General features: G+C 68.1%; 36 protein-coding genes. 34 read left to right on the top strand and 2 right to left on the bottom strand.

Annotation, left to right across the window (positions count from 1 at the left end):
- The first annotated feature begins 31 nt into the window (after positions 1–31).
- The gene (gene tuf, locus AMK29_RS08850) at positions 32–1,225 is read left to right on the top strand and encodes an elongation factor Tu (protein ID WP_026058274.1); all 1,194 of its coding nucleotides are present in this window, start codon (positions 32–34) and stop codon (positions 1,223–1,225) included.
- Positions 1,226–1,317: 92 nt separating this feature from the next.
- Here tuf and AMK29_RS08845 read toward each other — a convergent pair whose 3' ends face one another.
- A complete protein-coding gene (locus AMK29_RS08845) occupies positions 1,318–3,300 on the bottom strand; it encodes a PIG-L family deacetylase (protein ID WP_073810177.1) in 1,983 nt (660 codons plus the stop codon).
- A gap of 184 nt (positions 3,301–3,484) precedes the next feature.
- On the opposite strand from AMK29_RS08845, the gene AMK29_RS08840 reads away from it, so the two are divergent.
- From AMK29_RS08840 to truA, 33 genes are all read left to right on the top strand, one after another.
- The gene (locus AMK29_RS08840; protein ID WP_073810174.1) at positions 3,485–3,847 is read left to right on the top strand and encodes a YciI family protein; all 363 of its coding nucleotides are present in this window, start codon (positions 3,485–3,487) and stop codon (positions 3,845–3,847) included.
- Positions 3,844–5,085 carry an RNA polymerase sigma factor gene (locus tag AMK29_RS08835; protein ID WP_073810172.1) on the top strand — a complete coding sequence of 414 codons (1,242 nt, stop codon included), beginning with the start codon at positions 3,844–3,846 and terminating at the stop codon, positions 5,083–5,085. The genes AMK29_RS08840 and AMK29_RS08835 overlap by 4 nt, the downstream gene beginning before the upstream one ends.
- Positions 5,086–5,533: 448 nt before the next feature.
- Entirely contained in the window at positions 5,534–5,842 is a 309-nt protein-coding gene (rpsJ, locus tag AMK29_RS08830; protein WP_003948644.1) for a 30S ribosomal protein S10, read from the top strand.
- Positions 5,843–5,855: 13 nt separating this feature from the next.
- Entirely contained in the window at positions 5,856–6,500 is a 645-nt protein-coding gene (gene rplC, locus AMK29_RS08825; protein WP_017239574.1) for a 50S ribosomal protein L3, read from the top strand.
- A 7-nt stretch (positions 6,501–6,507) separates the two neighbouring features.
- Positions 6,508–7,158 carry a 50S ribosomal protein L4 gene (gene rplD, locus AMK29_RS08820; RefSeq protein ID WP_073810170.1) on the top strand — a complete coding sequence of 217 codons (651 nt, stop codon included), beginning with the start codon at positions 6,508–6,510 and terminating at the stop codon, positions 7,156–7,158.
- Complete coding sequence (rplW, locus tag AMK29_RS08815) at positions 7,158–7,481, top strand: 50S ribosomal protein L23 (protein ID WP_024755407.1); 324 nt, start codon at positions 7,158–7,160, stop codon at positions 7,479–7,481. The genes rplD and rplW overlap by 1 nt, the downstream gene beginning before the upstream one ends.
- A 40-nt stretch (positions 7,482–7,521) precedes the next feature.
- Positions 7,522–8,358 (top strand): 50S ribosomal protein L2, encoded by an 837-nt coding sequence (gene rplB, locus AMK29_RS08810; protein WP_030318653.1) that lies wholly within the window; start codon positions 7,522–7,524, stop codon positions 8,356–8,358.
- A gap of 12 nt (positions 8,359–8,370) precedes the next feature.
- On the top strand, positions 8,371–8,652 hold the full coding sequence (rpsS, locus tag AMK29_RS08805; RefSeq protein ID WP_015035577.1) for a 30S ribosomal protein S19: 282 nt from the start codon (positions 8,371–8,373) through the stop codon (positions 8,650–8,652).
- 42 nt (positions 8,653–8,694) lie between these two features.
- Positions 8,695–9,042: a 50S ribosomal protein L22 gene (gene rplV / locus AMK29_RS08800; RefSeq protein ID WP_004571827.1), complete on the top strand. Its 348-nt coding sequence runs from the start codon at positions 8,695–8,697 to the stop codon at positions 9,040–9,042.
- Complete coding sequence (rpsC, locus tag AMK29_RS08795; RefSeq protein ID WP_017239578.1) at positions 9,042–9,890, top strand: 30S ribosomal protein S3; 849 nt, start codon at positions 9,042–9,044, stop codon at positions 9,888–9,890. The genes rplV and rpsC overlap by 1 nt, the downstream gene beginning before the upstream one ends.
- 5 nt (positions 9,891–9,895) lie before the next feature.
- Positions 9,896–10,315 carry a 50S ribosomal protein L16 gene (gene rplP, locus AMK29_RS08790; RefSeq protein WP_015035580.1) on the top strand — a complete coding sequence of 140 codons (420 nt, stop codon included), beginning with the start codon at positions 9,896–9,898 and terminating at the stop codon, positions 10,313–10,315.
- Entirely contained in the window at positions 10,315–10,539 is a 225-nt protein-coding gene (rpmC, locus tag AMK29_RS08785) for a 50S ribosomal protein L29 (protein WP_015035581.1), read from the top strand. Before rplP ends, rpmC begins: the two co-directional genes overlap by 1 nt.
- On the top strand, positions 10,539–10,820 hold the full coding sequence (rpsQ, locus tag AMK29_RS08780; protein ID WP_024755411.1) for a 30S ribosomal protein S17: 282 nt from the start codon (positions 10,539–10,541) through the stop codon (positions 10,818–10,820). The genes rpmC and rpsQ overlap by 1 nt, the downstream gene beginning before the upstream one ends.
- 129 nt (positions 10,821–10,949) lie before the next feature.
- Positions 10,950–11,318, top strand: a complete 369-nt coding sequence (gene rplN / locus AMK29_RS08775; protein ID WP_003956455.1) for a 50S ribosomal protein L14 — start codon at positions 10,950–10,952, stop codon at positions 11,316–11,318.
- Between the two features lie 2 nt (positions 11,319–11,320).
- Positions 11,321–11,632, top strand: a complete 312-nt coding sequence (gene rplX / locus AMK29_RS08770) for a 50S ribosomal protein L24 (protein ID WP_015035583.1) — start codon at positions 11,321–11,323, stop codon at positions 11,630–11,632.
- Entirely contained in the window at positions 11,629–12,186 is a 558-nt protein-coding gene (rplE, locus tag AMK29_RS08765) for a 50S ribosomal protein L5 (protein WP_086024646.1), read from the top strand. The genes rplX and rplE overlap by 4 nt, the downstream gene beginning before the upstream one ends.
- Positions 12,187–12,191: 5 nt before the next feature.
- Positions 12,192–12,377: a type Z 30S ribosomal protein S14 gene (locus AMK29_RS08760; protein ID WP_003948630.1), complete on the top strand. Its 186-nt coding sequence runs from the start codon at positions 12,192–12,194 to the stop codon at positions 12,375–12,377.
- 208 nt (positions 12,378–12,585) lie between these two features.
- Positions 12,586–12,984: a 30S ribosomal protein S8 gene (gene rpsH / locus AMK29_RS08750; protein WP_015035585.1), complete on the top strand. Its 399-nt coding sequence runs from the start codon at positions 12,586–12,588 to the stop codon at positions 12,982–12,984.
- 21 nt (positions 12,985–13,005) lie between these two features.
- Positions 13,006–13,545, top strand: coding sequence for a 50S ribosomal protein L6 (gene rplF, locus AMK29_RS08745; RefSeq protein WP_073810162.1), 540 nt, complete (start codon positions 13,006–13,008; stop codon positions 13,543–13,545).
- 3 nt (positions 13,546–13,548) lie between these two features.
- Positions 13,549–13,932 carry a 50S ribosomal protein L18 gene (gene rplR / locus AMK29_RS08740; protein ID WP_015035587.1) on the top strand — a complete coding sequence of 128 codons (384 nt, stop codon included), beginning with the start codon at positions 13,549–13,551 and terminating at the stop codon, positions 13,930–13,932.
- A 46-nt stretch (positions 13,933–13,978) separates the two neighbouring features.
- Positions 13,979–14,581, top strand: a complete 603-nt coding sequence (gene rpsE, locus AMK29_RS08735; protein WP_015035588.1) for a 30S ribosomal protein S5 — start codon at positions 13,979–13,981, stop codon at positions 14,579–14,581.
- A complete protein-coding gene (rpmD, locus tag AMK29_RS08730) occupies positions 14,581–14,763 on the top strand; it encodes a 50S ribosomal protein L30 (RefSeq protein WP_015035589.1) in 183 nt (60 codons plus the stop codon). Before rpsE ends, rpmD begins: the two co-directional genes overlap by 1 nt.
- 1 nt (position 14,764) lies before the next feature.
- Complete coding sequence (rplO, locus tag AMK29_RS08725; RefSeq protein ID WP_073810159.1) at positions 14,765–15,220, top strand: 50S ribosomal protein L15; 456 nt, start codon at positions 14,765–14,767, stop codon at positions 15,218–15,220.
- Between the two features lie 213 nt (positions 15,221–15,433).
- Positions 15,434–16,753: a preprotein translocase subunit SecY gene (gene secY, locus AMK29_RS08720; RefSeq protein ID WP_030549258.1), complete on the top strand. Its 1,320-nt coding sequence runs from the start codon at positions 15,434–15,436 to the stop codon at positions 16,751–16,753.
- Positions 16,753–17,400, top strand: coding sequence for an adenylate kinase (locus tag AMK29_RS08715; RefSeq protein WP_073810156.1), 648 nt, complete (start codon positions 16,753–16,755; stop codon positions 17,398–17,400). The genes secY and AMK29_RS08715 overlap by 1 nt, the downstream gene beginning before the upstream one ends.
- A gap of 97 nt (positions 17,401–17,497) precedes the next feature.
- A complete protein-coding gene (map, locus tag AMK29_RS08710) occupies positions 17,498–18,349 on the top strand; it encodes a type I methionyl aminopeptidase (protein ID WP_073810153.1) in 852 nt (283 codons plus the stop codon).
- A gap of 172 nt (positions 18,350–18,521) precedes the next feature.
- The gene (gene infA, locus AMK29_RS08705; protein ID WP_003956442.1) at positions 18,522–18,743 is read left to right on the top strand and encodes a translation initiation factor IF-1; all 222 of its coding nucleotides are present in this window, start codon (positions 18,522–18,524) and stop codon (positions 18,741–18,743) included.
- A 62-nt stretch (positions 18,744–18,805) separates the two neighbouring features.
- Positions 18,806–18,919, top strand: coding sequence for a 50S ribosomal protein L36 (gene rpmJ / locus AMK29_RS08700; RefSeq protein WP_003956441.1), 114 nt, complete (start codon positions 18,806–18,808; stop codon positions 18,917–18,919).
- 191 nt (positions 18,920–19,110) lie between these two features.
- On the top strand, positions 19,111–19,491 hold the full coding sequence (gene rpsM, locus AMK29_RS08695) for a 30S ribosomal protein S13 (RefSeq protein WP_015035595.1): 381 nt from the start codon (positions 19,111–19,113) through the stop codon (positions 19,489–19,491).
- A 66-nt stretch (positions 19,492–19,557) separates the two neighbouring features.
- Complete coding sequence (gene rpsK / locus AMK29_RS08690; protein WP_003956432.1) at positions 19,558–19,962, top strand: 30S ribosomal protein S11; 405 nt, start codon at positions 19,558–19,560, stop codon at positions 19,960–19,962.
- 136 nt (positions 19,963–20,098) lie between these two features.
- The gene (locus tag AMK29_RS08685) at positions 20,099–21,121 is read left to right on the top strand and encodes a DNA-directed RNA polymerase subunit alpha (RefSeq protein WP_003966937.1); all 1,023 of its coding nucleotides are present in this window, start codon (positions 20,099–20,101) and stop codon (positions 21,119–21,121) included.
- A 143-nt stretch (positions 21,122–21,264) separates the two neighbouring features.
- A complete protein-coding gene (rplQ, locus tag AMK29_RS08680) occupies positions 21,265–21,732 on the top strand; it encodes a 50S ribosomal protein L17 (protein ID WP_073810150.1) in 468 nt (155 codons plus the stop codon).
- Positions 21,733–21,816: 84 nt separating this feature from the next.
- Positions 21,817–22,674, top strand: coding sequence for a tRNA pseudouridine(38-40) synthase TruA (gene truA / locus AMK29_RS08675; protein WP_073810148.1), 858 nt, complete (start codon positions 21,817–21,819; stop codon positions 22,672–22,674).
- Here truA and AMK29_RS08670 read toward each other — a convergent pair.
- Positions 22,645–23,586 (bottom strand): hypothetical protein, encoded by a 942-nt coding sequence (locus AMK29_RS08670; RefSeq protein ID WP_073810145.1) that lies wholly within the window; start codon positions 23,584–23,586, stop codon positions 22,645–22,647. The two genes, truA and AMK29_RS08670, sit on opposite strands and share 30 nt — an antisense overlap.
- Positions 23,587–23,589 lie beyond the last annotated feature (3 nt).

Genomic DNA, 23,589 nt, shown 5'->3' with positions numbered 1-23,589 from the left:
GCGTACAGAACCACTCTCCAGGAGGACCCCCGTGGCGAAGGCGAAGTTCGAGCGGACTAAGCCGCACGTCAACATCGGCACCATCGGTCACATCGACCACGGTAAGACGACCCTCACGGCCGCCATTACCAAGGTGCTGCACGACGCGTACCCGGACCTGAACGAGGCCTCGGCCTTCGACCAGATCGACAAGGCTCCCGAGGAGCGCCAGCGCGGTATCACCATCTCGATCGCGCACGTCGAGTACCAGACCGAGTCGCGTCACTACGCCCACGTCGACTGCCCCGGTCACGCGGACTACATCAAGAACATGATCACGGGTGCGGCGCAGATGGACGGCGCCATCCTCGTGGTCGCGGCCACCGACGGCCCGATGCCGCAGACCAAGGAGCACGTGCTCCTGGCCCGCCAGGTCGGCGTTCCGTACATCGTCGTCGCCCTGAACAAGGCCGACATGGTGGACGACGAGGAGATCCTGGAGCTCGTCGAGCTCGAGGTGCGTGAGCTCCTCTCCGAGTACGAGTTCCCGGGCGACGACCTGCCGGTCGTCCGCGTCTCGGCGCTCAAGGCGCTCGAGGGCGACAAGGAGTGGGGCGAGAAGCTCCTCGGCCTCATGCACGCCGTGGACGAGTCCATCCCGCAGCCCGAGCGTGACGTCGACAAGCCGTTCCTGATGCCGATCGAGGACGTCTTCACGATCACCGGTCGTGGCACCGTCGTCACCGGTCGTATCGAGCGCGGTATCCTCAAGGTCAACGAGACCGTCGACATCATCGGTATCAAGACCGAGAAGACCACCACCACGGTCACCGGTATCGAGATGTTCCGCAAGCTGCTCGACGAGGGCCAGGCCGGTGAGAACGTCGGTCTGCTCCTCCGTGGCATCAAGCGTGAGGACGTCGAGCGCGGCCAGGTCATCATCAAGCCGGGTTCGGTCACGCCGCACACCAACTTCGAGGCCCAGGCCTACATCCTGTCGAAGGACGAGGGTGGCCGTCACACCCCGTTCTTCAACAACTACCGCCCGCAGTTCTACTTCCGTACCACGGACGTGACCGGCGTCGTGACCCTCCCCGAGGGCACCGAGATGGTCATGCCGGGCGACAACACCGCCATGAGCGTTGAGCTGATCCAGCCCATCGCCATGGAGGAGGGCCTCAAGTTCGCCATCCGTGAGGGTGGCCGGACCGTCGGCGCCGGCCAGGTCGTCAAGATCACCGCCTGATCTTGAACTGACCCGGTGGCTCGCACGAGTTGCCAGCAGTGAGAGAAGGCCCCGCACCTTTCGGTGCGGGGCCTTCTCGCGTTCCCGGCCCGTTACGGCCGCCAGCTCCACGGGTGTCCGTCCGCGCCGAGGCCGACCACGGTCGTCCCCCGCGCGCCCAGGTGCAGCGCGGCCGAGACCGCCGCCGGGCCCTTCGTACGGGTACGCGACCGGCCGCCGGCCCGTACGGTCACCCGGCCCCGCGCGTCCGTGCCGAGCAGCACGGTCCCGAGCGCCGCCGAGCGCGCGGCGACCACCCCTCCGTATCCGTCGAGACCGGTGTCGCCGCCGGGACCGAGCAACCGCGCCGCCGCCGGGGGGCGGTGGTACAGCGCGCCGCCCGCGCTCGCCACCGTGGATCCGGAGCGCGGCAGCCGGTCCGCCCGCTCCTCCCCGTCCACCCAGTGCCGTACGGACTCCCGGCCCGCCGCGTACAGGTGCACCCGGCCCGCCGCGTCCACCGAGACCGCGAGGCCGTCCTGCACCTCCGCCGTGCCGCGGAGGGTCTGCCACGGGCCCCAGGAGCCGTCCGTCGCCCGTACCCGCGTCGAGACGCCCTTGTCCGCGTTCCGTACGAAGAGCCGCACCCGGCCGTCGCGGGCCGTGACCGCCACCGGGGCGCCGATCCGTCGCCCCCGGTCGTCGAGGCGCTCCGGGCAGCCGAGCCCCCGCCAGGCGAGGAACGGGCCGCCGGGGGAGCGCTGCTCCAGCAGCACCACCTCGCGCCGGTTGGCCCCGCCGTGCCCGTCGAGCGCGGCGAACCGCACCCCGAAGAGCAGCACCCTGCCGTCCGGGAGCACCGCGGAGCCGAGCGCGGGCGCGAGCGGACCGCCGCCGAGGTCCGCCGGCTCGCTCCAGGTCCCCGGTGCCGTCTCGCGCCAGCGGACCGCGCGCAGCCCGAGCACGCCGTACGCCGTGAGCCGCCCGTCCGGCTCCTCCGCGAGCGCGGGGCCCGTGGCCGGCCAGCGGTGGTGGGTGGAGCGGACCCAGCCCTTGCGGTTGGTGAGCGGCCGGTCGCCGCCGACGCCGTAGTCGCCGCAGCCCGAGGGGTTCCCGCACTGCCAGCCCGGGTCGCCGCCGTACGGGACGAGGCGGGCGGCCTTCTCCCTCAGGACCGCCGGCGGAAGGTTCTTCGGCCAGTGCCGGTTGTAGTAGCCACGGAAGGCGGTCGTCGTGAACGCCGGTATCGGCTCGCCGTCGCGGACGGCGTCCGACACCCAGCGGGCCAGCCCCGCCCAGGTGAAACAGGCGACCGCCGTGTGGTCCCCGTGGTCCGAGTACCCGGGCTGCTCGGAGTTCCGCCGCCGGGTGGCGTCGTCACCGTCCTGGAGGTCCGGGTCGGGGTCCAGGGTGTGCACCACCGTGGGCCGGTGGCGGGCGAGCAGCCAGGCGAGGGCGGCGACCAGCTGGTCGTAGTCGTAGGTGGCGGCGCGGGTGACGGGGGAGCCGGCCGGCAGCTGGGTCCGTACCTCCAGGGCGCGGTCGTCCCAGAGCGCGGGCATGGCCATGTACCGGCGGGAGGTGTGCATCGGCAGGTTGAGGAAGACCAGTTCGACCCGGCGCCCGCCGTGCGTGAGCGTGTCGACCTCGGCCGGCCGGCCGCCGGGCAGGGTCAGCGTCTCCCGCCGCCACGGTGTGAACATCGGCAGGCCGAGCGCCACCGCGTACGACTGGCGCAGGCCCTGGTGGCGGGCGGCGGAGTACGCGGCCCGGTCCGGAGGGGCCTCCGGCATCCCCGCGATCCGGTTCCGCCCGGTGTGCTCGCCTGCCGTCACGTACACCGAGACGAGCGGGACCCCCGAGTCGAGCAGCCGCTGCGTGTCCGGGTTCATGAAGTACAGGTCGTCGTCCGGATGCGCCGAGAACTGCATCAGGAGAGCCCGCCTGGCCCGGACCGAGGCGATCGGCTTCCCCGGTGCCGGGTCGGCGGTCGGCGCCGTCCGGCGCGGCTCCGGTACGGAACACCCGGCGGCGGCCGTGGTGGCCGCGAGGGCGGCGGCGAGCACCGCTCGCCGGCGGGGTGGGGTGGGCTGCACGTGCGGGTCCTTCGCTCAGGGGTCGCCTGAAAGACGAATCTGTGTGCGAAGAGGTTGTGCGGGCGGCGGGGCGGGAGAAAAAGTTCCGGGAATCCCGCGGACGGATGTCGAGGCGGCGATCATGGTTCCGACCGAAGGGTGACAGCGCGCCACGAGGGCGCGCGGGACGGGGAGGACACCCGAGATGAAGTACGTCGCGATGATCTACGGCAACCAGGCGAAGTGGGACTCCTTCCCGGCCGACGCCTGGCCCGAGGCGATCGCCCGGCAGGAGGCCTTCAACCGGAGGTACCGCGAGAGCGGCGAACTGCTCGGCGCGTACGGGCTCGCCGACGCGGCCGCGGCCCAGCTCGTCCGGCGCGGGGGCGGCGCCCCCGTCGTCACCGACGGCCCGTACCTGGAGACCAAGGAGTACCTGGCCAGCTTCTACCTGCTGGACTGCGACAGCCTGGAGCGGGCCCAGGAGATCGCCGCGGACATGCCCTTCGCGGACGTCGACCCCGTCGAGCTGTGGCCGGTCCTGCACGAGTCAGCGGCGGACGTGTGACCGGGCCCGACGAGATCGAGGACCTGCTGCGCACCTGCGCGCCGCAGGTCCTCGGCGCGCTCGTCCGGCGGTACGGCGACTTCGACCTCTGCGAGGACGCCGTCCAGGAGGCGCTGATCGCCGCCGCCGAGCAGTGGCCGGAACAGGGCGTCCCCGCGCACCCGCGCGGCTGGCTGGTCACCGTCGCCGGCCGCCGCTACATCGACCTGGTGCGCAGCGAGGCCGCGCGCCGCCGCCGTGAGGACACCGTGGCCCTCGCCACCCCGGACGCCGAACTCCTCGCGCCCGCCGCCGACGACGCGCAGGGCGCCGACCGGGACGACTCGCTCCCGCTGCTCTTCCTCTGCTGCCACCCGGACCTCTCGCCGCCCAGCCGGATCGCGCTCACCCTGCGTGCGGTCGGCGGCCTCACCACCGCGCAGATCGCCGCGGCCTTCCTCGTACCCGAGTCGACCATGGCGCAGCGGATCAGCCGGGCCAAGCAGACGATCAAGGCGGCGGGCGGCTCGCTCGCCCTGCCCGAGGGGGAGGACCGGGCGGCCCGTCTCGCCGAGGTGCGGCACGTGCTCTACCTCGTGTTCAACGAGGGCTACACGGCCAGCGCCGGGGAGGAGCTCACCGCGCCCGAGCTGTCCACGGAGGCGATCAGGCTCGCGCGGCTGCTCCACCGGCTGCTGCCGGAGGACCCCGAGACGGCGGGTCTGCTCGCCCTGATGCTGCTCACCGACGCCCGCAGGCCGGCCCGTACGGGCCCGCACGGAGAACTGGTGCCGCTCGCGGAGCAGGACCGGGGGCTCTGGGACGCCGGGCTGGTCGCGGAGGGCGTCGAGCTGCTCGGCCGCACCCTGCCGCGCGGCAGGGTCGGCCCGTACCAGCTCCAGGCGGCCATCGCGGCGGTCCACGACGAGGCCGCGTCCGCCGAGGCCACCGACTGGCCGCAGATCCTCGCGCTCTACGAACTCCTGGAGCTGACCGGGCCGAACCCGATGGTCACCCTCAACCGCGCGGTGGCCGTCGCCATGGTCCACGGTCCCGCGGCCGGACTCGCCCTCCTGGACGAACTCGCGGGGGACAGGCGCACGGCCCGGCACCACCGGCTGCACGCCGCCCGGGCGCATCTGCTCGAACTCCTCGGCGACAAGGAGGCGGCGTCCGAGGCCTACCGGGAGGCGGCCCGCCGGACGACGAGCGCCCCCGAACGACGCCATCTCACGGAGCGCGCACGGCGCTTGGGGTGAACCCGGAAGGGGGGCCCCGGAGCACGGCGCTCGCGCCCCGGCGCATGGCCGTACGTGACGTGGGGTACAGTCTCCGGTTCCGATTGGCGGCCGGATGCCCCCGTATGGCAGACTGTCGGGGTTGCTCGGTTGAGTGCCGATGCTGCGCGCCTCCCGTCGGGAGGACCGGAAGCGAGTCCCACAGTACTCGTCGCCCCTTCTCAGGGGCGGACGTACGGGAATCTTCTGGGAAGCGTCAGCGGGGTACCGGCCAGGCACCCGGTGGCCCCTCGCAGATATTGCGGCCTGCCCCCGGCCGGCGGTCATGGCGACCGCGCCCCCTTGGTTGGGAAGTCCTCAGGGACTTCTGCGTAGAGGGAGCGCGACACGCCCGACCGCGTGGGTCGGAGGTCGGACATGGGGCAACGGGTTCCAGAGCGTTAAACGAGACAAAGGACTACTAGTAGCCATGGCGGGACAGAAGATCCGCATCCGGCTCAAGGCCTACGACCACGAGGTCATCGACTCCTCGGCGAAGAAGATCGTCGAGACGGTGACGCGCACTGGTGCGTCGGTCGCGGGCCCGGTGCCGCTGCCCACTGAGAAGAACGTGTACTGCGTCATCAAGTCGCCGCACAAGTACAAGGACTCGCGCGAGCACTTCGAGATGCGCACGCACAAGCGCCTCATCGACATCCTCGACCCCACGCCGAAGACGGTTGACTCGCTCATGCGCCTCGACCTGCCGGCGGGCGTCGACATCGAGATCAAGCTCTGAGGTGACGCGCGAGATGGCTAAGAACATCAAGGGCATCCTGGGCGAGAAGCTCGGCATGACGCAGGTCTGGGACGAGAACAACCGGGTCGTCCCGGTGACCGTCGTCAAGGCCGGCCCGAATGTCGTGACCCAGGTCCGTACGAACGACGTCGACGGCTACGAGTCGGTCCAGATCGCCTTCGGCGAGATCGACCCTCGCAAGGTGAACAAGCCCCTCAAGGGTCACTTCGCCAAGGCCGACGTCACCCCGCGCCGCCACCTGGTGGAGCTCCGCACCGCTGACGCCTCCGAGTACACGCTCGGCCAGGAGATCACCGCCGAGCTCTTCGAGGCCGGCGTGAAGGTCGACGTCACCGGTAAGAGCAAGGGCAAGGGCTTCGCCGGTGTCATGAAGCGCCACAACTTCCGTGGTGGCAAGGCGTCGCACGGTGCCCACCGCGTGCACCGCAAGCCCGGTTCCATCGGTGGCTGCGCCACGCCGGGCCGTGTCTTCAAGGGCATGCGCATGGCCGGTCGCATGGGCAACGAGCGTGTGACCACCCAGAACCTGACCGTCCACGCCGTTGACGCCGAGAAGGGTCTGCTGCTCATCAAGGGCGCCGTCCCCGGCCCTAACGGTGGCCTCGTCCTGGTCCGCACCGCGGCCAAGGGGGTTTGAGGAACCGATGAGCACCATTGACATCCTTTCGCCGGCAGGCGACAAGGCCGGGACCGTCGACCTCCCCGCGGAGATCTTCGGCGCCAAGGTCAGCGTTCCGCTGATCCACCAGGTCGTCGTCGCGCAGCTGGCCGCGGCCCGTCAGGGCACGCACAAGACCAAGACCCGTGGCGAAGTCCGCGGTGGTGGCAAGAAGCCTTACCGCCAGAAGGGCACCGGCCGCGCCCGTCAGGGTTCGACCCGCGCCCCGCAGTTCGCCGGTGGTGGCGTCGTCCACGGCCCGCAGCCGCGTGACTACTCGCAGCGGACCCCGAAGAAGATGAAGGTCGCCGCCCTCCGCGGTGCCCTGTCGGACCGGGCGAACCACTCCCGCATCCACGTCGTCACCGGCGTGGTCGAGGGTGAGATCTCCACCAAGGCCGCCAAGACGCTGTTCGGCAAGATCTCGGAGCGCAAGAGCCTGCTCCTGGTCGCCGAGCGCTCCGACGAGGCCGCGTGGCTGTCCGCCCGCAACCTGCCCCAGGTGCACATCCTGGAGCCGGGCCAGCTCAACACGTACGACGTGATCGTCTCCGACGACGTGGTCTTCACCCAGGCCGCCCTCGAGTCCTTCGTGTCTGGCCCCCAGACCGCTGAGACCGAAGGGAGCGACGCCTGATGACTGAGGCCGTCGTCACCAGCAAGACCTTCTCGGACCCGCGTGACATCCTCGTCAAGCCGGTCGTCTCGGAGAAGAGCTACGCCCTGCTGGACGAGAACAAGTACACGTTCATCGTCGCGCCTGGCTCCAACAAGACCCAGATCAAGCAGGCCGTCGAGGCGGTCTTCTCGGTCAAGGTCACCGGGGTCAACACGATCAACCGCCAGGGCAAGCGCAAGCGCACCAAGGCCGGTTTCGGTAAGCGCAAGGACACCAAGCGCGCCATCGTGACCCTTGCCGAGGGCAACCGTATCGACATCTTCGGCGGTCCGACCGCCTAACGGCGGTCTGGATCGTCCGGAATCGGACGAGGACTGAGAAATGGGAATCCGCAAGTACAAGCCGACTACGCCGGGCCGCCGTGGCTCCTCCGTAGCCGACTTCGTCGAGATCACGCGGTCCACGCCGGAGAAGTCGCTGGTCCGCCCCCTGCACAGCAAGGGCGGCCGTAACAACACCGGTCGGATCACGGTTCGACACCAGGGTGGCGGCCACAAGCGCGCCTACCGCGTGATCGACTTCCGTCGTCACGACAAGGACGGCGTGCCGGCCAAGGTCGCTCACATCGAGTACGACCCGAACCGCACCGCGCGCATCGCGCTGCTCCACTACGTGGACGGCGAGAAGCGCTACATCATCGCCCCCAAGGGTCTGACGCAGGGTGACCGCGTCGAGAACGGCCCCGGCGCGGACATCAAGCCCGGCAACAACCTGGCGCTCCGCAACATCCCGGTCGGTACCACGATCCACGCGATCGAGCTCCGTCCCGGTGGCGGCGCCAAGTTCGCGCGCTCCGCTGGTGCCTCCGTGCAGCTGCTCGCGAAGGAGGGCACGATGGCCCACCTTCGTATGCCGTCCGGTGAGATCCGTCTCGTCGACGCCCGCTGCCGCGCCACCATCGGCGAGGTCGGCAACGCCGAGCAGTCGAACATCAACTGGGGCAAGGCCGGCCGTAAGCGCTGGCTGGGCGTTCGCCCGACCGTCCGCGGTGTGGCGATGAACCCGGTGGACCACCCGCACGGTGGTGGTGAGGGCAAGACCTCCGGTGGTCGCCACCCGGTCTCCCCGTGGGGTCAGAAGGAGGGTCGTACTCGCTCGCCGAAGAAGGCTTCGAGCAAGTACATCGTCCGCCGCCGCAAGACGAACAAGAAGCGCTAGGAGCGGGTTTAGATGCCGCGCAGTCTCAAGAAGGGACCCTTCGTTGACGGCCACCTCGTAAAGAAGGTGGACGCTCAGAACGAAGCCGGTACCAAGAACGTCATCAAGACCTGGTCCCGTCGCTCGATGATCATCCCGGCCATGCTCGGCCACACGATCGCGGTGCACAACGGCAAGACCCACATTCCGGTGTTTGTCACCGAGTCGATGGTCGGCCACAAGCTCGGCGAGTTCTCGCCGACGCGCACCTTCCGGGGTCACGTGAAGGACGACCGGAAGTCGAAGCGCCGCTAGTAGCGGGGTGGAATGACCATGACAGACACTGGAAGGACAACCATGGAAGCCAGGGCCCAGGCGCGGTACATCCGCGTCACGCCCATGAAGGCCCGCCGCGTGGTGGACCTTATCCGTGGCATGGACGCCACGGAGGCTCAGGCGGTCCTGCGTTTCGCCCCGCAGGCCGCGAGCGTGCCGGTTGGCAAGGTGCTGGACAGCGCCATCGCCAACGCTGCACACAACTACGACCACACTGACGCCTCTTCGCTGGTCATCAGCGAGGCGTACGTGGATGAGGGCCCGACCCTGAAGCGGTTCCGTCCGCGTGCTCAGGGCCGTGCCTACCGGATCCGTAAGCGGACCAGCCACATCACCGTGGTCGTCAGCAGCAAGGAAGGAACCCGGTAATGGGCCAGAAGGTTAACCCGCATGGGTTCCGGCTCGGCATCACCACGGACTTCAAGTCCCGCTGGTACGCCGACAAGCTGTACAAGGACTACGTCAAGGAAGACGTCGCCATCCGTCGGATGATGACGTCCGGCATGGAGCGCGCCGGCATCTCGAAGGTTGAGATCGAGCGCACCCGTGACCGCGTGCGGGTGGACATCCACACCGCGCGTCCCGGCATCGTCATCGGCCGCCGTGGCGCCGAGGCCGACCGCATCCGCGGCGACCTCGAGAAGCTCACGGGCAAGCAGGTCCAGCTGAACATCCTCGAGGTCAAGAACCCCGAGATGGATGCTCAGCTGGTCGCCCAGGCCGTTGCCGAGCAGCTCTCCTCCCGCGTCTCCTTCCGTCGCGCCATGCGTAAGAGCATGCAGGGCACGATGAAGGCCGGCGCCAAGGGCATCAAGATCCAGTGCGGCGGTCGTCTCGGCGGCGCCGAGATGTCCCGCTCGGAGTTCTACCGCGAGGGCCGTGTGCCCCTGCACACGCTCCGCGCGAACGTCGACTACGGCTTCTTCGAGGCCAAGACCACCTTCGGCCGCATCGGCGTGAAGGTCTGGATCTACAAGGGCGACGTCAAGAACATCGCCGAGGTCCGCGCCGAGAACGCTGCGGCCCGTGCGGGTAACCGCCCGGCCCGTGGTGCAGGCGCTGGCGACCGTCCCGCCGGCCGTGGTGGCCGCGGTGGCGAGCGTGGCGGCCGCGGCCGCAAGCCGCAGCAGCAGTCCGCGCCGGCTGCCGAGGCCCCCAAGGCCGACGCTCCCGCCGCCGCTGCCGCTCCGGCTGAGAGCACCGGAACGGAGGCCTGACCGAAATGCTGATCCCCCGTAGGGTCAAGCACCGCAAGCAGCACCACCCCAAGCGCTCGGGTATGAGCAAGGGTGGTACGCAGGTTGCGTTCGGCGAGTACGGCATTCAGGCCCTCACGCCGGCGTACGTGACGAACCGCCAGATCGAGGCTGCTCGTATCGCGATGACCCGCCACATCAAGCGTGGCGGCAAGGTCTGGATCAACATCTACCCGGACCGCCCCCTGACGAAGAAGCCCGCCGAGACCCGCATGGGTTCCGGTAAGGGTTCTCCGGAGTGGTGGATCGCGAACGTCAAGCCGGGTCGGGTGATGTTCGAACTGTCCTACCCGAACGAGAAGATCGCGCGCGAGGCCCTGACCCGTGCGGCCCACAAGCTGCCGATGAAGTGCAAGATCGTTAAGCGCGAAGCAGGTGAGCTGTGATGTCGGCCGGTACCAAGGCGTCCGAGCTGCGCGAGCTGGGCAACGAGGAGCTTCTCAACAAGCTCCGCGAGGCCAAGGAAGAGCTGTTCAACCTCCGCTTCCAGGCGGCGACCGGCCAGCTCGAGAACCACGGGCGGCTCAAGTCCGTCCGCAAGGACATCGCGCGGATCTACACCCTGATGCGTGAGCGCGAGCTGGGCATCGAGACGGTGGAGAGCGCCTGATGAGCGAGAGCAACGTGACTGAGAAGACCGAGCGCAACGCCCGCAAGGTCCGCGAGGGCCTGGTCGTCAGCGACAAGATGGACAAGACCGTCGTCGTCGCCGTCGAGGACCGCGTCAAGCACGCGCTGTACGGCAAGGTCATCCGCCGTACGAACAAGCTCAAGGCTCACGACGAGCAGAACGCTGCCGGCATCGGCGACCGCGTCCTCCTGATGGAGACCCGGAAGCTGTCGTCGACGAAGCACTGGCGCGTCGTCGAGATCCTCGAGAAGGCCAAGTAAGGAATTTCCCGCAAGGGAAATCCAAAAAGTTCAGCCTAGGGGGTTTCCCTTAGGTCAGTTCCGCCAGGCTCGGTCGGGGCTTCCTCGTGAAGCCCCGACCGGGAACCGGCAGACAATCAGGAGATAGACGTGATCCAGCAGGAGTCGCGACTGCGTGTCGCCGACAACACTGGTGCCAAGGAGATCCTTTGCATCCGTGTTCTCGGTGGCTCGGGCCGCCGCTACGCGGGCATCGGTGACGTCATCGTCGCCACCGTCAAGGACGCGATCCCCGGTGGCAACGTGAAGAAGGGTGACGTCGTCAAGGCGGTCATCGTTCGCACCGTCAAGGAGCGCCGCCGCCAGGACGGCTCGTACATCCGCTTCGACGAGAACGCCGCTGTCATTCTCAAGAACGACGGCGACCCTCGTGGCACCCGTATCTTCGGCCCGGTCGGCCGTGAGCTGCGCGAGAAGAAGTTCATGAAGATCATCTCGCTCGCGCCGGAGGTGCTGTAAGCATGAAGATCAAGAAGGGCGACCTGGTCCAGGTCATCACCGGTAAGGACAAGGGCAAGCAGGGCAAGGTCATCACGGCCTTCCCCCGCGAGAACCGCGTCCTCGTCGAGGGTGTCAACCGGGTCAAGAAGCACACCAAGGCCGGCCCGTCGCAGGCCGGTGGCATCGTCACGACCGAGGCGCCCGTCCACGTCTCCAACGTCCAGCTGGTCGTTGAGAAGGACGGCAAGAAGGTCGTCACGCGTGTCGGTTACCGCTTCGACGACGAGGGCAACAAGATCCGCGTTGCCAAGCGGACGGGTGAGGACATCTGATGGCTACCACCACTCCGCGTCTCAAGACGAAGTACCGCGAGGAGATCGCGGGCAAGCTGCGTGAGGAGTTCTCCTACGAGAACGTCATGCAGGTTCCCGGCCTCGTGAAGATCGTGGTCAACATGGGTGTCGGCGACGCCGCCCGCGACTCGAAGCTGATCGATGGCGCGATCCGCGACCTCACCACGATCACCGGTCAGAAGCCGGCCGTCACCAAGGCCCGCAAGTCCATCGCGCAGTTCAAGCTGCGCGAGGGTCAGCCGATCGGTGCGCACGTCACCCTCCGTGGTGACCGCATGTGGGAGTTCCTGGACCGCACCCTGTCGCTGGCGCTCCCGCGCATCCGCGACTTCCGCGGCCTGTCCCCCAAGCAGTTCGACGGCCGTGGCAACTACACCTTCGGTCTCACGGAGCAGGTCATGTTCCACGAGATCGACCAGGACAAGATCGACCGTGTCCGGGGTATGGACATCACCGTGGTGACCACGGCGACCAACGACGACGAGGGCCGTGCCCTTCTGCGTCACCTCGGCTTCCCGTTCAAGGAGGCGTAAGCGAGATGGCGAAGAAGGCTCTCATCGCGAAGGCTGCCCGCAAGCCCAAGTTCGGCGTGCGTGGCTACACGCGCTGCCAGCGTTGTGGTCGTCCCCACTCCGTGTACCGCAAGTTCGGCCTGTGCCGCGTGTGCCTTCGTGAGATGGCTCACCGTGGCGAGCTGCCGGGCGTGACCAAGAGCTCCTGGTAATCCCTTACTTGGGATGACCGGAGTCTCTCGGTAAGCACTGGGTTGGCGGATGCCCAGGCCTCCATGGCTTAGGCTAGGAGGGTTGGGCGTCCGCCGCCCGTACGACTTACTACGCCGTAGGTCCCCGCGCCGCACCCGTCCCGCCCCTGTGTGGGGAGAGGGATGGCGCATACAGGAAACCCCGGCGAGAGAGGCCGAAGGCCAATTCATGACCATGACTGATCCGATCGCGGACATGCTGACTCGTCTGCGTAACGCGAACTCGGCATACCACGACTCCGTGACGATGCCGCACAGCAAGATCAAGTCTCACATCGCGGAAATCCTCCAGCAGGAGGGCTTCATCACGGGCTGGAAGGTCGAGGACGCCGAGGTCGGCAAGAACCTCGTCCTCGAGCTCAAGTTCGGTCCGAACCGTGAGCGCTCCATCGCGGGCATCAAGCGGATCTCGAAGCCCGGTCTCCGGGTTTACGCGAAGTCCACCAACCTGCCGAAGGTCCTCGGTGGCCTGGGCGTGGCGATCATCTCCACGTCCCACGGTCTCCTGACCGGCCAGCAGGCAGGCAAGAAGGGCGTAGGTGGGGAAGTCCTCGCCTACGTCTGGTAGTCGGGAACGGAGGAATAGCTAATGTCGCGTATTGGCAAGCTGCCTATCCAGGTTCCCGCCGGCGTGGACGTCACCATCGATGGCCGCACGGTCACGGTGAAGGGTTCCAAGGGCACCCTGAGCCACACCGTCGCCGCTCCGATCGAGATCGTTAAGGGCGAGGACGGCGTGCTCAACGTCAACCGCCCGAACGACGAGCGTCAGAACAAGGCCCTTCACGGCCTGTCCCGCACGCTGGTGGCCAACATGATCACCGGTGTGACCCAGGGTTACGTGAAGGCGCTCGAGATCAGCGGTGTCGGTTACCGCGTCGCCGCGAAGGGCTCCGCTCTGGAGTTCCAGCTCGGCTACAGCCACCCGATCCTGATCGAGGCGCCCGAGGGCATCTCGTTCAAGGTCGAGTCGCCGACGAAGTTCTCGGTCGAGGGCATCGACAAGCAGAAGGTCGGCGAGGTCGCGGCGAACATCCGCAAGCTGCGGAAGCCCGACCCGTACAAGGCCAAGGGCGTCAAGTACGCCGGCGAGGTCATCCGCCGCAAGGTCGGAAAGGCTGGTAAGTAAGCCATGGCATACGGTGTGAAGATCGCCAAGGGCGACGCTTACAAGCGTGCGGCCAAGGCTCGCCGCCACATCCGCATCCGCAAGAACGTGTCGGGTACGGCGGAGCGTCCGCGCCTCGTCGTGACGCGTTCGAACCGCGGCATCACCGCTCAGGTCATCGACGACCTCAAGGGTCACACCCTTGCGTCCGCGTCGAACCTGGACGCGTCGATCCGTGGTGGCGAGGGTGACAAGTCCGCGCAGGCCAAGCAGGTCGGTGCTCTCGTCGCTGAGCGCGCCAAGGCCGCTGGTGTCGAGGCTGTCGTGTTCGACCGTGGTGGCAACAGGTACGCCGGGCGCATTGCCGCTCTGGCTGACGCCGCCCGCGAAGCCGGGCTGAAGTTCTAAGCCCCGGTTCCGGGACTAACGGACGTAACAGAGAGAGGTAAATCCAATGGCTGGACCCCAGCGCCGCGGAAGCGGTGCCGGTGGCGGCGAGCGGCGGGACCGGAAGGGCCGCGACGGTGGCGCTGCCGCCGAGAAGACCGCGTACGTTGAGCGCGTTGTCGCGATCAACCGCGTCGCCAAGGTTGTCAAGGGTGGTCGCCGCTTCAGCTTCACCGCGCTGGTCGTGGTGGGCGACGGTGACGGCACCGTAGGTGTCGGTTACGGCAAGGCCAAGGAAGTTCCCGCGGCCATCGCCAAGGGTGTCGAGGAAGCCAAGAAGAACTTCTTCAAGGTTCCGCGCATCCAGGGCACCATCCCTCACCCGATCCAGGGCGAGAAGGCCGCGGGCGTCGTCCTGCTCAAGCCGGCTTCCCCCGGTACCGGTGTTATCGCCGGTGGCCCGGTGCGTGCCGTGCTCGAGTGCGCCGGCGTTCACGACATCCTGTCGAAGTCGCTCGGCTCCGACAACGCGATCAACATCGTGCACGCGACCGTGGAGGCCCTCAAGGGCCTGCAGCGTCCCGAGGAGATCGCGGCTCGCCGTGGTCTGCCCCTCGAGGACGTCGCCCCCGCGGCTCTGCTCCGTGCGCGTGCTGGGGCGGGTGCGTAATGGCTCGCCTCAAGGTCACGCAGACGAAGTCGTACATCGGCAGCAAGCAGAACCACCGCGACACCCTGCGTTCGCTCGGCCTCAAGAAGGTCAACGACGTGGTTGTCAAGGAGGATCGTCCCGAGTTCCGCGGCATGGTGCACACCGTCCGCCACCTCGTGACGGTCGAGGAGGTTGACTGACATGGCGGAGAACAACCCGCTGAAGGCCCACAACCTCCGTCCCGCCCCCGGCGCCAAGACCGCCAAGACCCGTGTGGGTCGTGGTGAGGCGTCGAAGGGTAAGACGGCCGGTCGTGGTACGAAGGGTACGAAGGCCCGCTACCAGGTTCCGCAGCGCTTCGAGGGTGGGCAGATGCCCCTCCACATGCGCCTGCCGAAGCTGAAGGGCTTCAAGAACCCCTTCCGCACCGAGTTCCAGGTCGTGAACCTGGACAAGCTCGGCGCTCTCTACCCCGAGGGTGGAGAGGTCACGGTGGCCGACCTGGTCGCCAAGGGCGCGGTGCGCAAGAACCAGCTCGTCAAGGTGCTCGGCACCGGCGAGATCACCGTGGCGCTGCAGGTTTCGGTTGACGCCGTCTCCGGCTCCGCCAAGGAGAAGATCACCGCCGCTGGCGGCACCGTCACCGAGCTCGTCTGAGACGACTCGATGGCTTGAACATCCGATCGGGGATGCCTCTCAAAAGGGGCATCCCCGATTGGTCGTTCCTAGGCGGGCATGGTCGCCGGTAAGGTGGCGTGCACTGTCTAGGCTCCGTGCGGTATGCCCGCTCGGAATTGATGACCGATACCTAATCGTCGAACCTCAAGACCGTCACCCTTGACGCATAGCGCGGGGGTCGCAGGAGGCACCGTGCTCACCGCGTTCGCCCGGGCGTTCAAGACGCCCGACCTGCGCAAGAAGCTGCTCTTCACGCTCGCCATCATCGTGCTGTACCGCCTCGGGGCCCACATCCCGGTCCCCGGCGTCAGCTACGAGGCCGTCCAGCAGTGTGTCAAGCAGGCCAGCGAGGGCAACAACAGCCTGTTCGGCCTGGTCAACATGTTCAGTGGCGGGGCGCTGCTGCAGATCACCATCTTCGCGCTCGGCATCATGCCGTACATCACGGCGAGCATCATCCTGCAGCTGCTGACCGTCGTGATCCCGCGCCTGGAAGCCCTCAAGAAGGAGGGACAGTCCGGTACCGCCAAGATCACGCAGTACACCCGGTACCTGACCGTCGCCCTCGCCGTGCTGCAGGGCACCGGTCTCGTCGCCACCGCCAAGAGCGGTGCGCTGTTCAGCGGCTGCAGCGTCGCCGATCAGGTCGTGCCCGACCCGTCGATCTTCACCATCGCCACGATGGTCATCACGATGACCGCCGGCACCTGTGTCGTCATGTGGCTCGGTGAGCTCATCACCGACCGCGGCATCGGCAACGGCATGTCGATCCTGATGTTCATCTCGATCGCCGCCGGCTTCCCGGGCGCCCTGTGGGCCATCAAGGAGAGCGGCAAGCTCGCCAAGGGCTGGATCGAGTTCGGCACCGTCATCCTCATCGGCTTCGTGATGGTGGCCCTCGTGGTCTTCGTCGAGCAGGCCCAGCGGCGCATCCCGGTGCAGTACGCGAAGCGCATGATCGGCCGGCGCTCCTACGGCGGTACGTCCACGTACATCCCGCTGAAGGTGAACCAGGCAGGTGTGATTCCTGTCATCTTCGCGTCGTCGCTGCTCTACATCCCGGCCTTGATCGCCCAGTTCTCCAGCTCCACCGCAGGGTGGAAGACCTGGATCGAAGCCCACTTCGTCAAGGGTGACCACCCCTACTACATCGCTACGTACTTCCTTCTGATCGTGTTCTTCGCCTTCTTCTACGTGGCGATCTCGTTCAACCCCGAGGAAGTCGCGGACAACATGAAGAAGTATGGTGGCTTCATCCCGGGTATCCGGGCTGGTCGACCTACTGCCGAGTACCTGAGCTACGTGCTCAACCGGATCACTTGGCCGGGCTCGCTGTACTTGGGTCTGATCGCTCTTGTGCCGACGATGGCGTTGGCAGGCTTCGGTGGCGCCAATGCCAACTTCCCCTTCGGTGGGACGAGCATCCTCATCATCGTGGGTGTGGGGCTGGAGACCGTGAAGCAGATCGAGAGCCAGCTCCAGCAGCGCAATTACGAAGGGTTCCTCCGCTGATGCGAATCGTCCTCGTCGGACCGCCCGGTGCGGGCAAGGGTACGCAGGCCGCGTTCCTTGCCAAGAACCTGGACATCCCTCACATCTCCACGGGTGATCTGTTCCGCGCCAACATCTCTCAGGGCACGGAGCTGGGTCTCAAGGCGAAGGCGTTCATGGACGCCGGCGACCTGGTGCCCGACGAGGTGACCATCGGGATGGCCAAGGACCGGATGGCACAGCCGGACGCCGCCAACGGCTTCCTGCTCGACGGGTTCCCCCGCAACGTGGCGCAGGCCGAGGCCCTGGACGTGGTCCTGAAGGCCGAGGACATGCAGCTCGACGCGGTCCTGGACCTGGAGGTCCCCGAGGACGAGGTCGTGAAGCGGATCGCGGGTCGCCGCACCTGCCGCAACGACAGCGCGCACGTCTTCCACGTGCTCTACAACACCCCGAAGACCGAGGGCGTCTGCGACGTCTGCGGCGGGGAGCTCTACCAGCGTCCGGACGACTCCGAGGAGACCGTCCGCAAGCGGCTGGAGGTCTACCACACGCAGACCGAGCCGATCATCGACTACTACCGGGCGCAGAACCTGGTCGTGACGATCACGGCGCTCGGCAAGGTGGACGAGGTCACCGCGAAGGCGATGGCCGCGCTCAAGAAGTAACCCCGGTTCGACCGATACGGCCGCGGTGCCCCTCAGGGGCGCCGCGGCCGTATCGTTGTTCTGTTCCCCCTCAGTCGATGGAAAGGCCGCGGCCACGATGGTGCAGATCAAGACCCCCGAGCAGATCGCGAAGATGCGCGAGGCGGGGCTGGTCGTCGCGGCCATCCACGCGGCGACCCGCGAGGCCGCGGTGCCGGGCGCGACGACCCGGGACCTGGACGAGGTCGCGCGGAAGGTCATCGCCGACCACGGGGCGAAGTCGAACTTCCTCGGGTACGGCGGGTTCCCCGCGACGATCTGCACCTCGGTCAACGAGGTGGTCGTCCACGGCATCCCCGACGACAAGACCGTCCTCAAGGACGGCGACATCATCTCCATCGACTGCGGCGCGATGGTGGACGGCTGGCACGGGGACGCCGCGTACACGGCCTTCGTGGGCACCGGGCACGCGCCCGAGCTGATCGAGCTCTCCCGGGTGACCGAGGAGTCGATGTGGGCCGGCATCGCCGCCATGAAGCTCGGCAACCGCCTGGTGGACGTGTCGCGGGCGATCGAGACGTACATCAAGCGGCAGCCGCGGCCGGCCGTCGGCGACCACAGCCTCGGCCGGTACGGGATCATCGAGGACTACGGCGGCCACGGCATCGGCACCGAGATGCACATGGACCCGCACCTGCTGAACTACGTCTCCCGCAAGCGCGGCAAGGGCCCGAAGCTGGTCCCCGGCTTCTGCCTGGCGATCGAGCCCATGGTCTCCCTCGGCACCCCGGCCACGGAGGTCCTGAAGGACGACTGGACGGTCATCACCACCGACGGCACCTGGTCCTCCCACTGGGAGCACTCGGTCGCCCTCACCGAGGAGGGCCCCCTGGTCCTCACCGCGGTCGACGGGGGCAAGGCGAAGCTGGCGGAGCTGGGCGTGGTGGCGGCGCCGGATCCGCTGGCGTAGCGGGGAACTTCTGCGGCCCGGTGGCCTGCGTAAGGATCAGTCCGGGTGGGCAGACTTCCCGATTCGTCTTTTCCTGGGGCCTGACGTAGACTGATGCGTCGGCTCTCGTGTACCCGTGTGTCCGCATGCGGCGGCGAGAGTCGATCAAGGTAGCCGATTCGAAAGGCGAAGCGTGGCCAAGAAGCAAGGTGCCATCGAAATCGAGGGCACCGTGATCGAGTCCCTCCCGAACGCCATGTTCAAGGTGGAGCTCCAGAACGGTCACAAGGTCCTCGCGCACATCTCCGGCAAGATGCGGATGCACTACATCCGAATCCTTCCGGACGACCGGGTCGTCGTGGAGCTCTCTCCGTACGACCTGACGCGTGGCCGGATCGTCTACCGCTACAAGTAGATCTTGCCCGCACCCCGCCTCCGTGCGCGGGTGGTGGCACTGACCCGGAGAACCTCACACCCATGAAGGTCAAGCCGAGCGTCAAGAAGATCTGCGACAAGTGCAAGGTGATCCGCCGTCACGGCCGGGTCATGGTCATCTGCGACAACCTGCGCCACAAGCAGCGCCAGGGCTGACGCACGCCGACCGACCTGCAACTTCGCAGTTCTTCGCGCGACGCATAGCAATACGTACATACGCAGAGCCCGTCGGGCCGTGTTCGCACGGTTGACGGCACCTCCGGCGGGGGCCGGGGACCCGACCTGTACCTCATACGGCAGCCGGGAACGGTTCTGCAGCAGACCCCCGAGAACACAGGAGCCATTGAATGGCACGCGTTTCCGGTGTTGACATCCCGCGCGAAAAGCGTGTGGTGGTCGCACTCACCTACGTCTTCGGTATCGGACGTACCCGGTCCGAGGAGATCCTCGCCGCGACCGGCGTGAACCCGTCCACCCGTGTCCGCGACCTTGCCGAGGAAGACCTCGTCAAGATCCGCGAGTACGTGGACGCCAACCTCCAGACCGAGGGTGACCTCCGCCGCGAGATCGCCGCCGACATCCGCCGCAAGGTCGAGATCGGCTGCTACCAGGGCCTGCGCCACCGTCGTGGCCTGCCCGTCCGCGGCCAGCGCACCAGCACGAACGCTCGTACCCGCAAGGGCCCGCGTCGCGCCATCGCCGGCAAGAAGAAGCCGGGCAAGAAGTAGTCCTCAGCGGACGCTTGACCAAGCGGTCTTCGCTGTAGGACCGACCACCTCCCGTAGGAGATATAGATGCCCCCCAAGGGTCGTCAGGGCGCTGCCAAGAAGGTGCGCCGCAAGGAAAAGAAGAACGTCGCTCACGGCCACGCGCACATCAAGAGCACGTTCAACAACACGATCGTCTCGATCACGGACCCCTCGGGCAACGTGATCTCCTGGGCCTCCGCCGGCCACGTCGGCTTCAAGGGCTCGCGCAAGTCGACCCCGTTCGCCGCGCAGATGGCCGCCGAGTCGGCCGCTCGCCGCGCGCAGGAGCACGGCATGCGCAAGGTCGACGTCTTCGTCAAGGGTCCGGGCTCCGGCCGCGAGACCGCGATCCGCTCCCTCCAGGCCACGGGCCTCGAGGTCGGTTCGATCCAGGACGTCACCCCCACGCCGCACAACGGCTGCCGTCCCCCCAAGCGCCGCCGCGTCTGACGCACGGGCCGCTTGACACGGGCTTTCGGGCGGTACGGCTCCTCGGAGGCGTGCCGCCCGTACCCTTGCAGTACGCACCACGCTGTACTCCGTCGGACGTCAAATAGTGGGCGTCCACGAATGAAGGATTGAAGACATGCTTATCGCTCAGCGTCCTTCGCTGACCGAAGAGGTCGTCGACGAGTTCCGCTCCCGGTTCGTGATCGAGCCGCTGGAGCCGGGCTTCGGCTACACCCTCGGCAACTCCCTCCGCCGTACCCTCCTCTCCTCGATCCCGGGTGCCGCTGTCACCAGCATCCGCATCGACGGTGTCCTGCACGAGTTCACCACCGTGCCGGGCGTCAAGGAGGACGTCACCGACCTCATCCTCAACATCAAGCAGCTGGTCGTCTCCTCGGAGCACGACGAGCCGGTCGTGATGTACCTGCGCAAGCAGGGCCCGGGTCTGGTCACCGCCGCCGACATCGCGCCCCCGGCCGGTGTCGAGGTGCACAACCCCGACCTCGTCCTCGCCACGCTCAACGGCAAGGGCAAGCTGGAGATGGAGCTGACCGTCGAGCGCGGTCGCGGCTACGTCTCCGCCGTGCAGAACAAGCAGGTGGGCCAGGAGATCGGCCGTATCCCGGTCGACTCCATCTACTCCCCGGTGCTCAAGGTCACGTACAAGGTCGAGGCGACCCGTGTCGAGCAGCGCACCGACTTCGACAAGCTGATCGTCGACGTCGAGACCAAGCAGGCCATGCGCCCGCGTGACGCCATGGCGTCCGCCGGCAAGACCCTGGTCGAGCTGTTCGGTCTGGCGCGCGAGCTCAACATCGACGCCGAGGGCATCGACATGGGCCCGTCCCCGACGGACGCCGCCCTCGCCGCCGACCTGGCGCTGCCGATCGAGGAGCTCGAGCTCACCGTTCGTTCGTACAACTGCCTCAAGCGCGAGGGCATCCACTCCGTGGGTGAGCTCGTGGCGCGTTCCGAGGCCGACCTGCTCGACATCCGCAACTTCGGTGCGAAGTCGATCGACGAGGTCAAGGCGAAGCTGGCCGGCATGGGCCTGGCCCTGAAGGACAGCCCGCCCGGATTCGACCCGACCGCCGCCGCCGACGCCTTCGGCGCCGACGACGACGCGGACGCGGGCTTCGTCGAGACCGAGCAGTACTAGTAGATCGTCTGCGGGCCGGTTCCGGCTGGTCGCGCAGTTCCCCGCGCCCCTTACGGGGCGCGGGGTCTTCGACGGGCATTCGCCCGCTCGGACACTGACACCGGTACCTCATACGGCCGGTGCAGATCACAAGGAGAAACACCATGCCGCGTCCCGCGAAGGGTGCCCGCCTCGGCGGTTCCGCCGCGCACGAGAAGCTGCTCCTCGCCAACCTGGCGAAGTCGCTCTTCGAGCACGGCCGCATCACCACGACCGAGGCCAAGGCCCGTCGCCTGCGTCCGGTCGCCGAGCGCCTGATCACCAAGGCGAAGAAGGGCGACATCCACAACCGTCGCCTGGTGCTGCAGTCGATCACGGACAAGGGCGTCGTCCACACGCTCTTCACCGAGATCGCCCCGCGCTACTCCGAGCGCCCGGGTGGCTACACCCGCATCACCAAGATCGGCAACCGTCGTGGCGACAACGCCCCGATGGCCGTGATCGAGCTGGTCGAGGGCGAGATCGCCAAGAAGGCGACCGTCGCCGAGGCCGAGGCCGCCACCAAGCGCGCCGTCAAGGAGGCCGACGAGGCCACCACGACCGAGGCCGGCGAGGAGTCGAAGGACGCGTAAGCGTTCTCACCGACTGTTCGTGTGCGGGCCCGTACCCCTTGGGGTGCGGGCCCGCTCCCGTGTGTGTTTGAGAGGATTTCTCGCGTGAGCGACGACGTGCAGGACGGGTTCGTACGGGTACGCCTTGACCTTTCGTACGACGGCAAGGACTTCTCCGGCTGGGCCAAGCAGGCCCAGGGGCGGCGGACCGTGCAGGGCGACATCGAGGACGCCCTGCGGACCGTGACCCGGTCCAAGGAGACGTACGAGCTGACCGTGGCCGGCCGGACCGACTCGGGGGTGCACGCGCGCGGGCAGGTCGCCCACGTCGACCTGCCCCTGGAGCTGTGGGCCGAGCACCGCGACAAGCTGCTCAGGCGGCTCGCGGGGCGTCTCTCGCACGACGTGCGGGTGTGGAGGGTGGAGGAGGCCCCCGCGGGCTTCAACGCGCGCTTCTCCGCCATCTGGCGCCGCTACGCCTACCGCGTCACCGACGACCCCGGCGGGGTCGACCCGCTGCTGCGCGGGCACGTCCTGTGGCACGACTGGAGCCTCGACATGGACGCCATGAACGAGGCGGCCGCCGCGCTCGTCGGCGAGCACGACTTCGCCGCGTACTGCAAGCGGCGCGAGGGCGCGACCACCATCCGCACCCTCCAGGAGCTGCGCTGGGAGCGGCGCCCCGACGGGGTCATGGAAGCCACCGTGAAGGCCGACGCCTTCTGCCACAACATGGTCCGCTCGCTCGTCGGCGCCCTGCTGTTCGTCGGCGACGGCCACCGGCCCGTGGACTGGCCGGGCAAGGTGCTCGCGGCCGGCGTGCGGGACTCGGCCGTACACGTCGTACGGCCGCACGGCCTCACCCTCGAAGAGGTCGGCTACCCGGCCGACGAGCTCCTGGCCGCCCGCAACCTGGAGGCCAGGAACAAGCGGTCACTCCCCGGGAGCGTTGGCTGCTGCTGAGGCCTGGGCCTTGCCGCGGGCGTAGATCTGGTTGAAGGCGAAGGTGCCGAGGTCGTCGCTGGCCTGGAAGACGGGCCGGTGGGCCTTGGTGACCTTCTTGCCGTCGGTGAAGCCGGCCTGGGTGAAGTAGGCGTAGCGGCCGATCGAGTTCGCGCGGCGCAGGCAGACCGTGGCGCGGCAGAACTCCTTGACGCCGGCGCCGGCCAGCGGGGCGATGCCGCCGGTGGCCTGGTTCTTCGCCTTGACGGCGGCGGCCTCGGACGGGAAGACGGCGATGCCGACGGTGATCGCCACACCGTCCTGCACATAGGTGGCGCGGAGCACCCGCTGGCAGCCGTTCCTCTTGAGGACGGCGCCGAGTCCGTTCTGGGTGACGGCCGCGCAGTTCGTCGTCGCGGAGGTCGCGCCCTTCTTGTACGGGCGCTTGTTCATCGTCAGCTTCGTGCCCGGGAAGAGGCCCTCGGCGGTCAGCGGGGCCCGGTCCTTCCTCGGGTCCGTGATGTAGTCCTTCGGATTCGGCGGGGGCGGGGGCGCCACCGAGGAGAAGGTCGGTTCGGGGGTCGGCGAGTCGGTGGGGGAGACCGTGCCGACGGGCACCCCGCCGCCCTTGGCCTCGTCGTTCTTCTTGCCGGTGGCCACCACGGCCGTCGCCACGATCGCGCCGACCACCAGGGCGGCCAGCGCCCCGCCGCCGATCATCAGCCAGCGCTTGCGCCGGTTACGGGAGGCCGAGGCGTCGGCCAGGGCGCTCCAGTCCGGGGTGGCCCCGCCGCCCTGGGCGCCAGGGAAGGGGTCGGGCTGCCCGCCGCCGTACCCCGGCTGCTGTCCGTACCCCTGCTGCGGCTGCTGTCCGTACCCCTGCTGTCCCTGCTGCTGCGGCTCGTGCGGCCACTGCGGTCCCCCAAAGCTCATGCC

It is taken from the genome of Streptomyces sp. CB02261, assembly GCF_001905665.1.
Lineage (GTDB): Bacteria > Actinomycetota > Actinomycetes > Streptomycetales > Streptomycetaceae > Streptomyces.
This window is presented reverse-complemented; position numbering and strand designations above follow the sequence as displayed.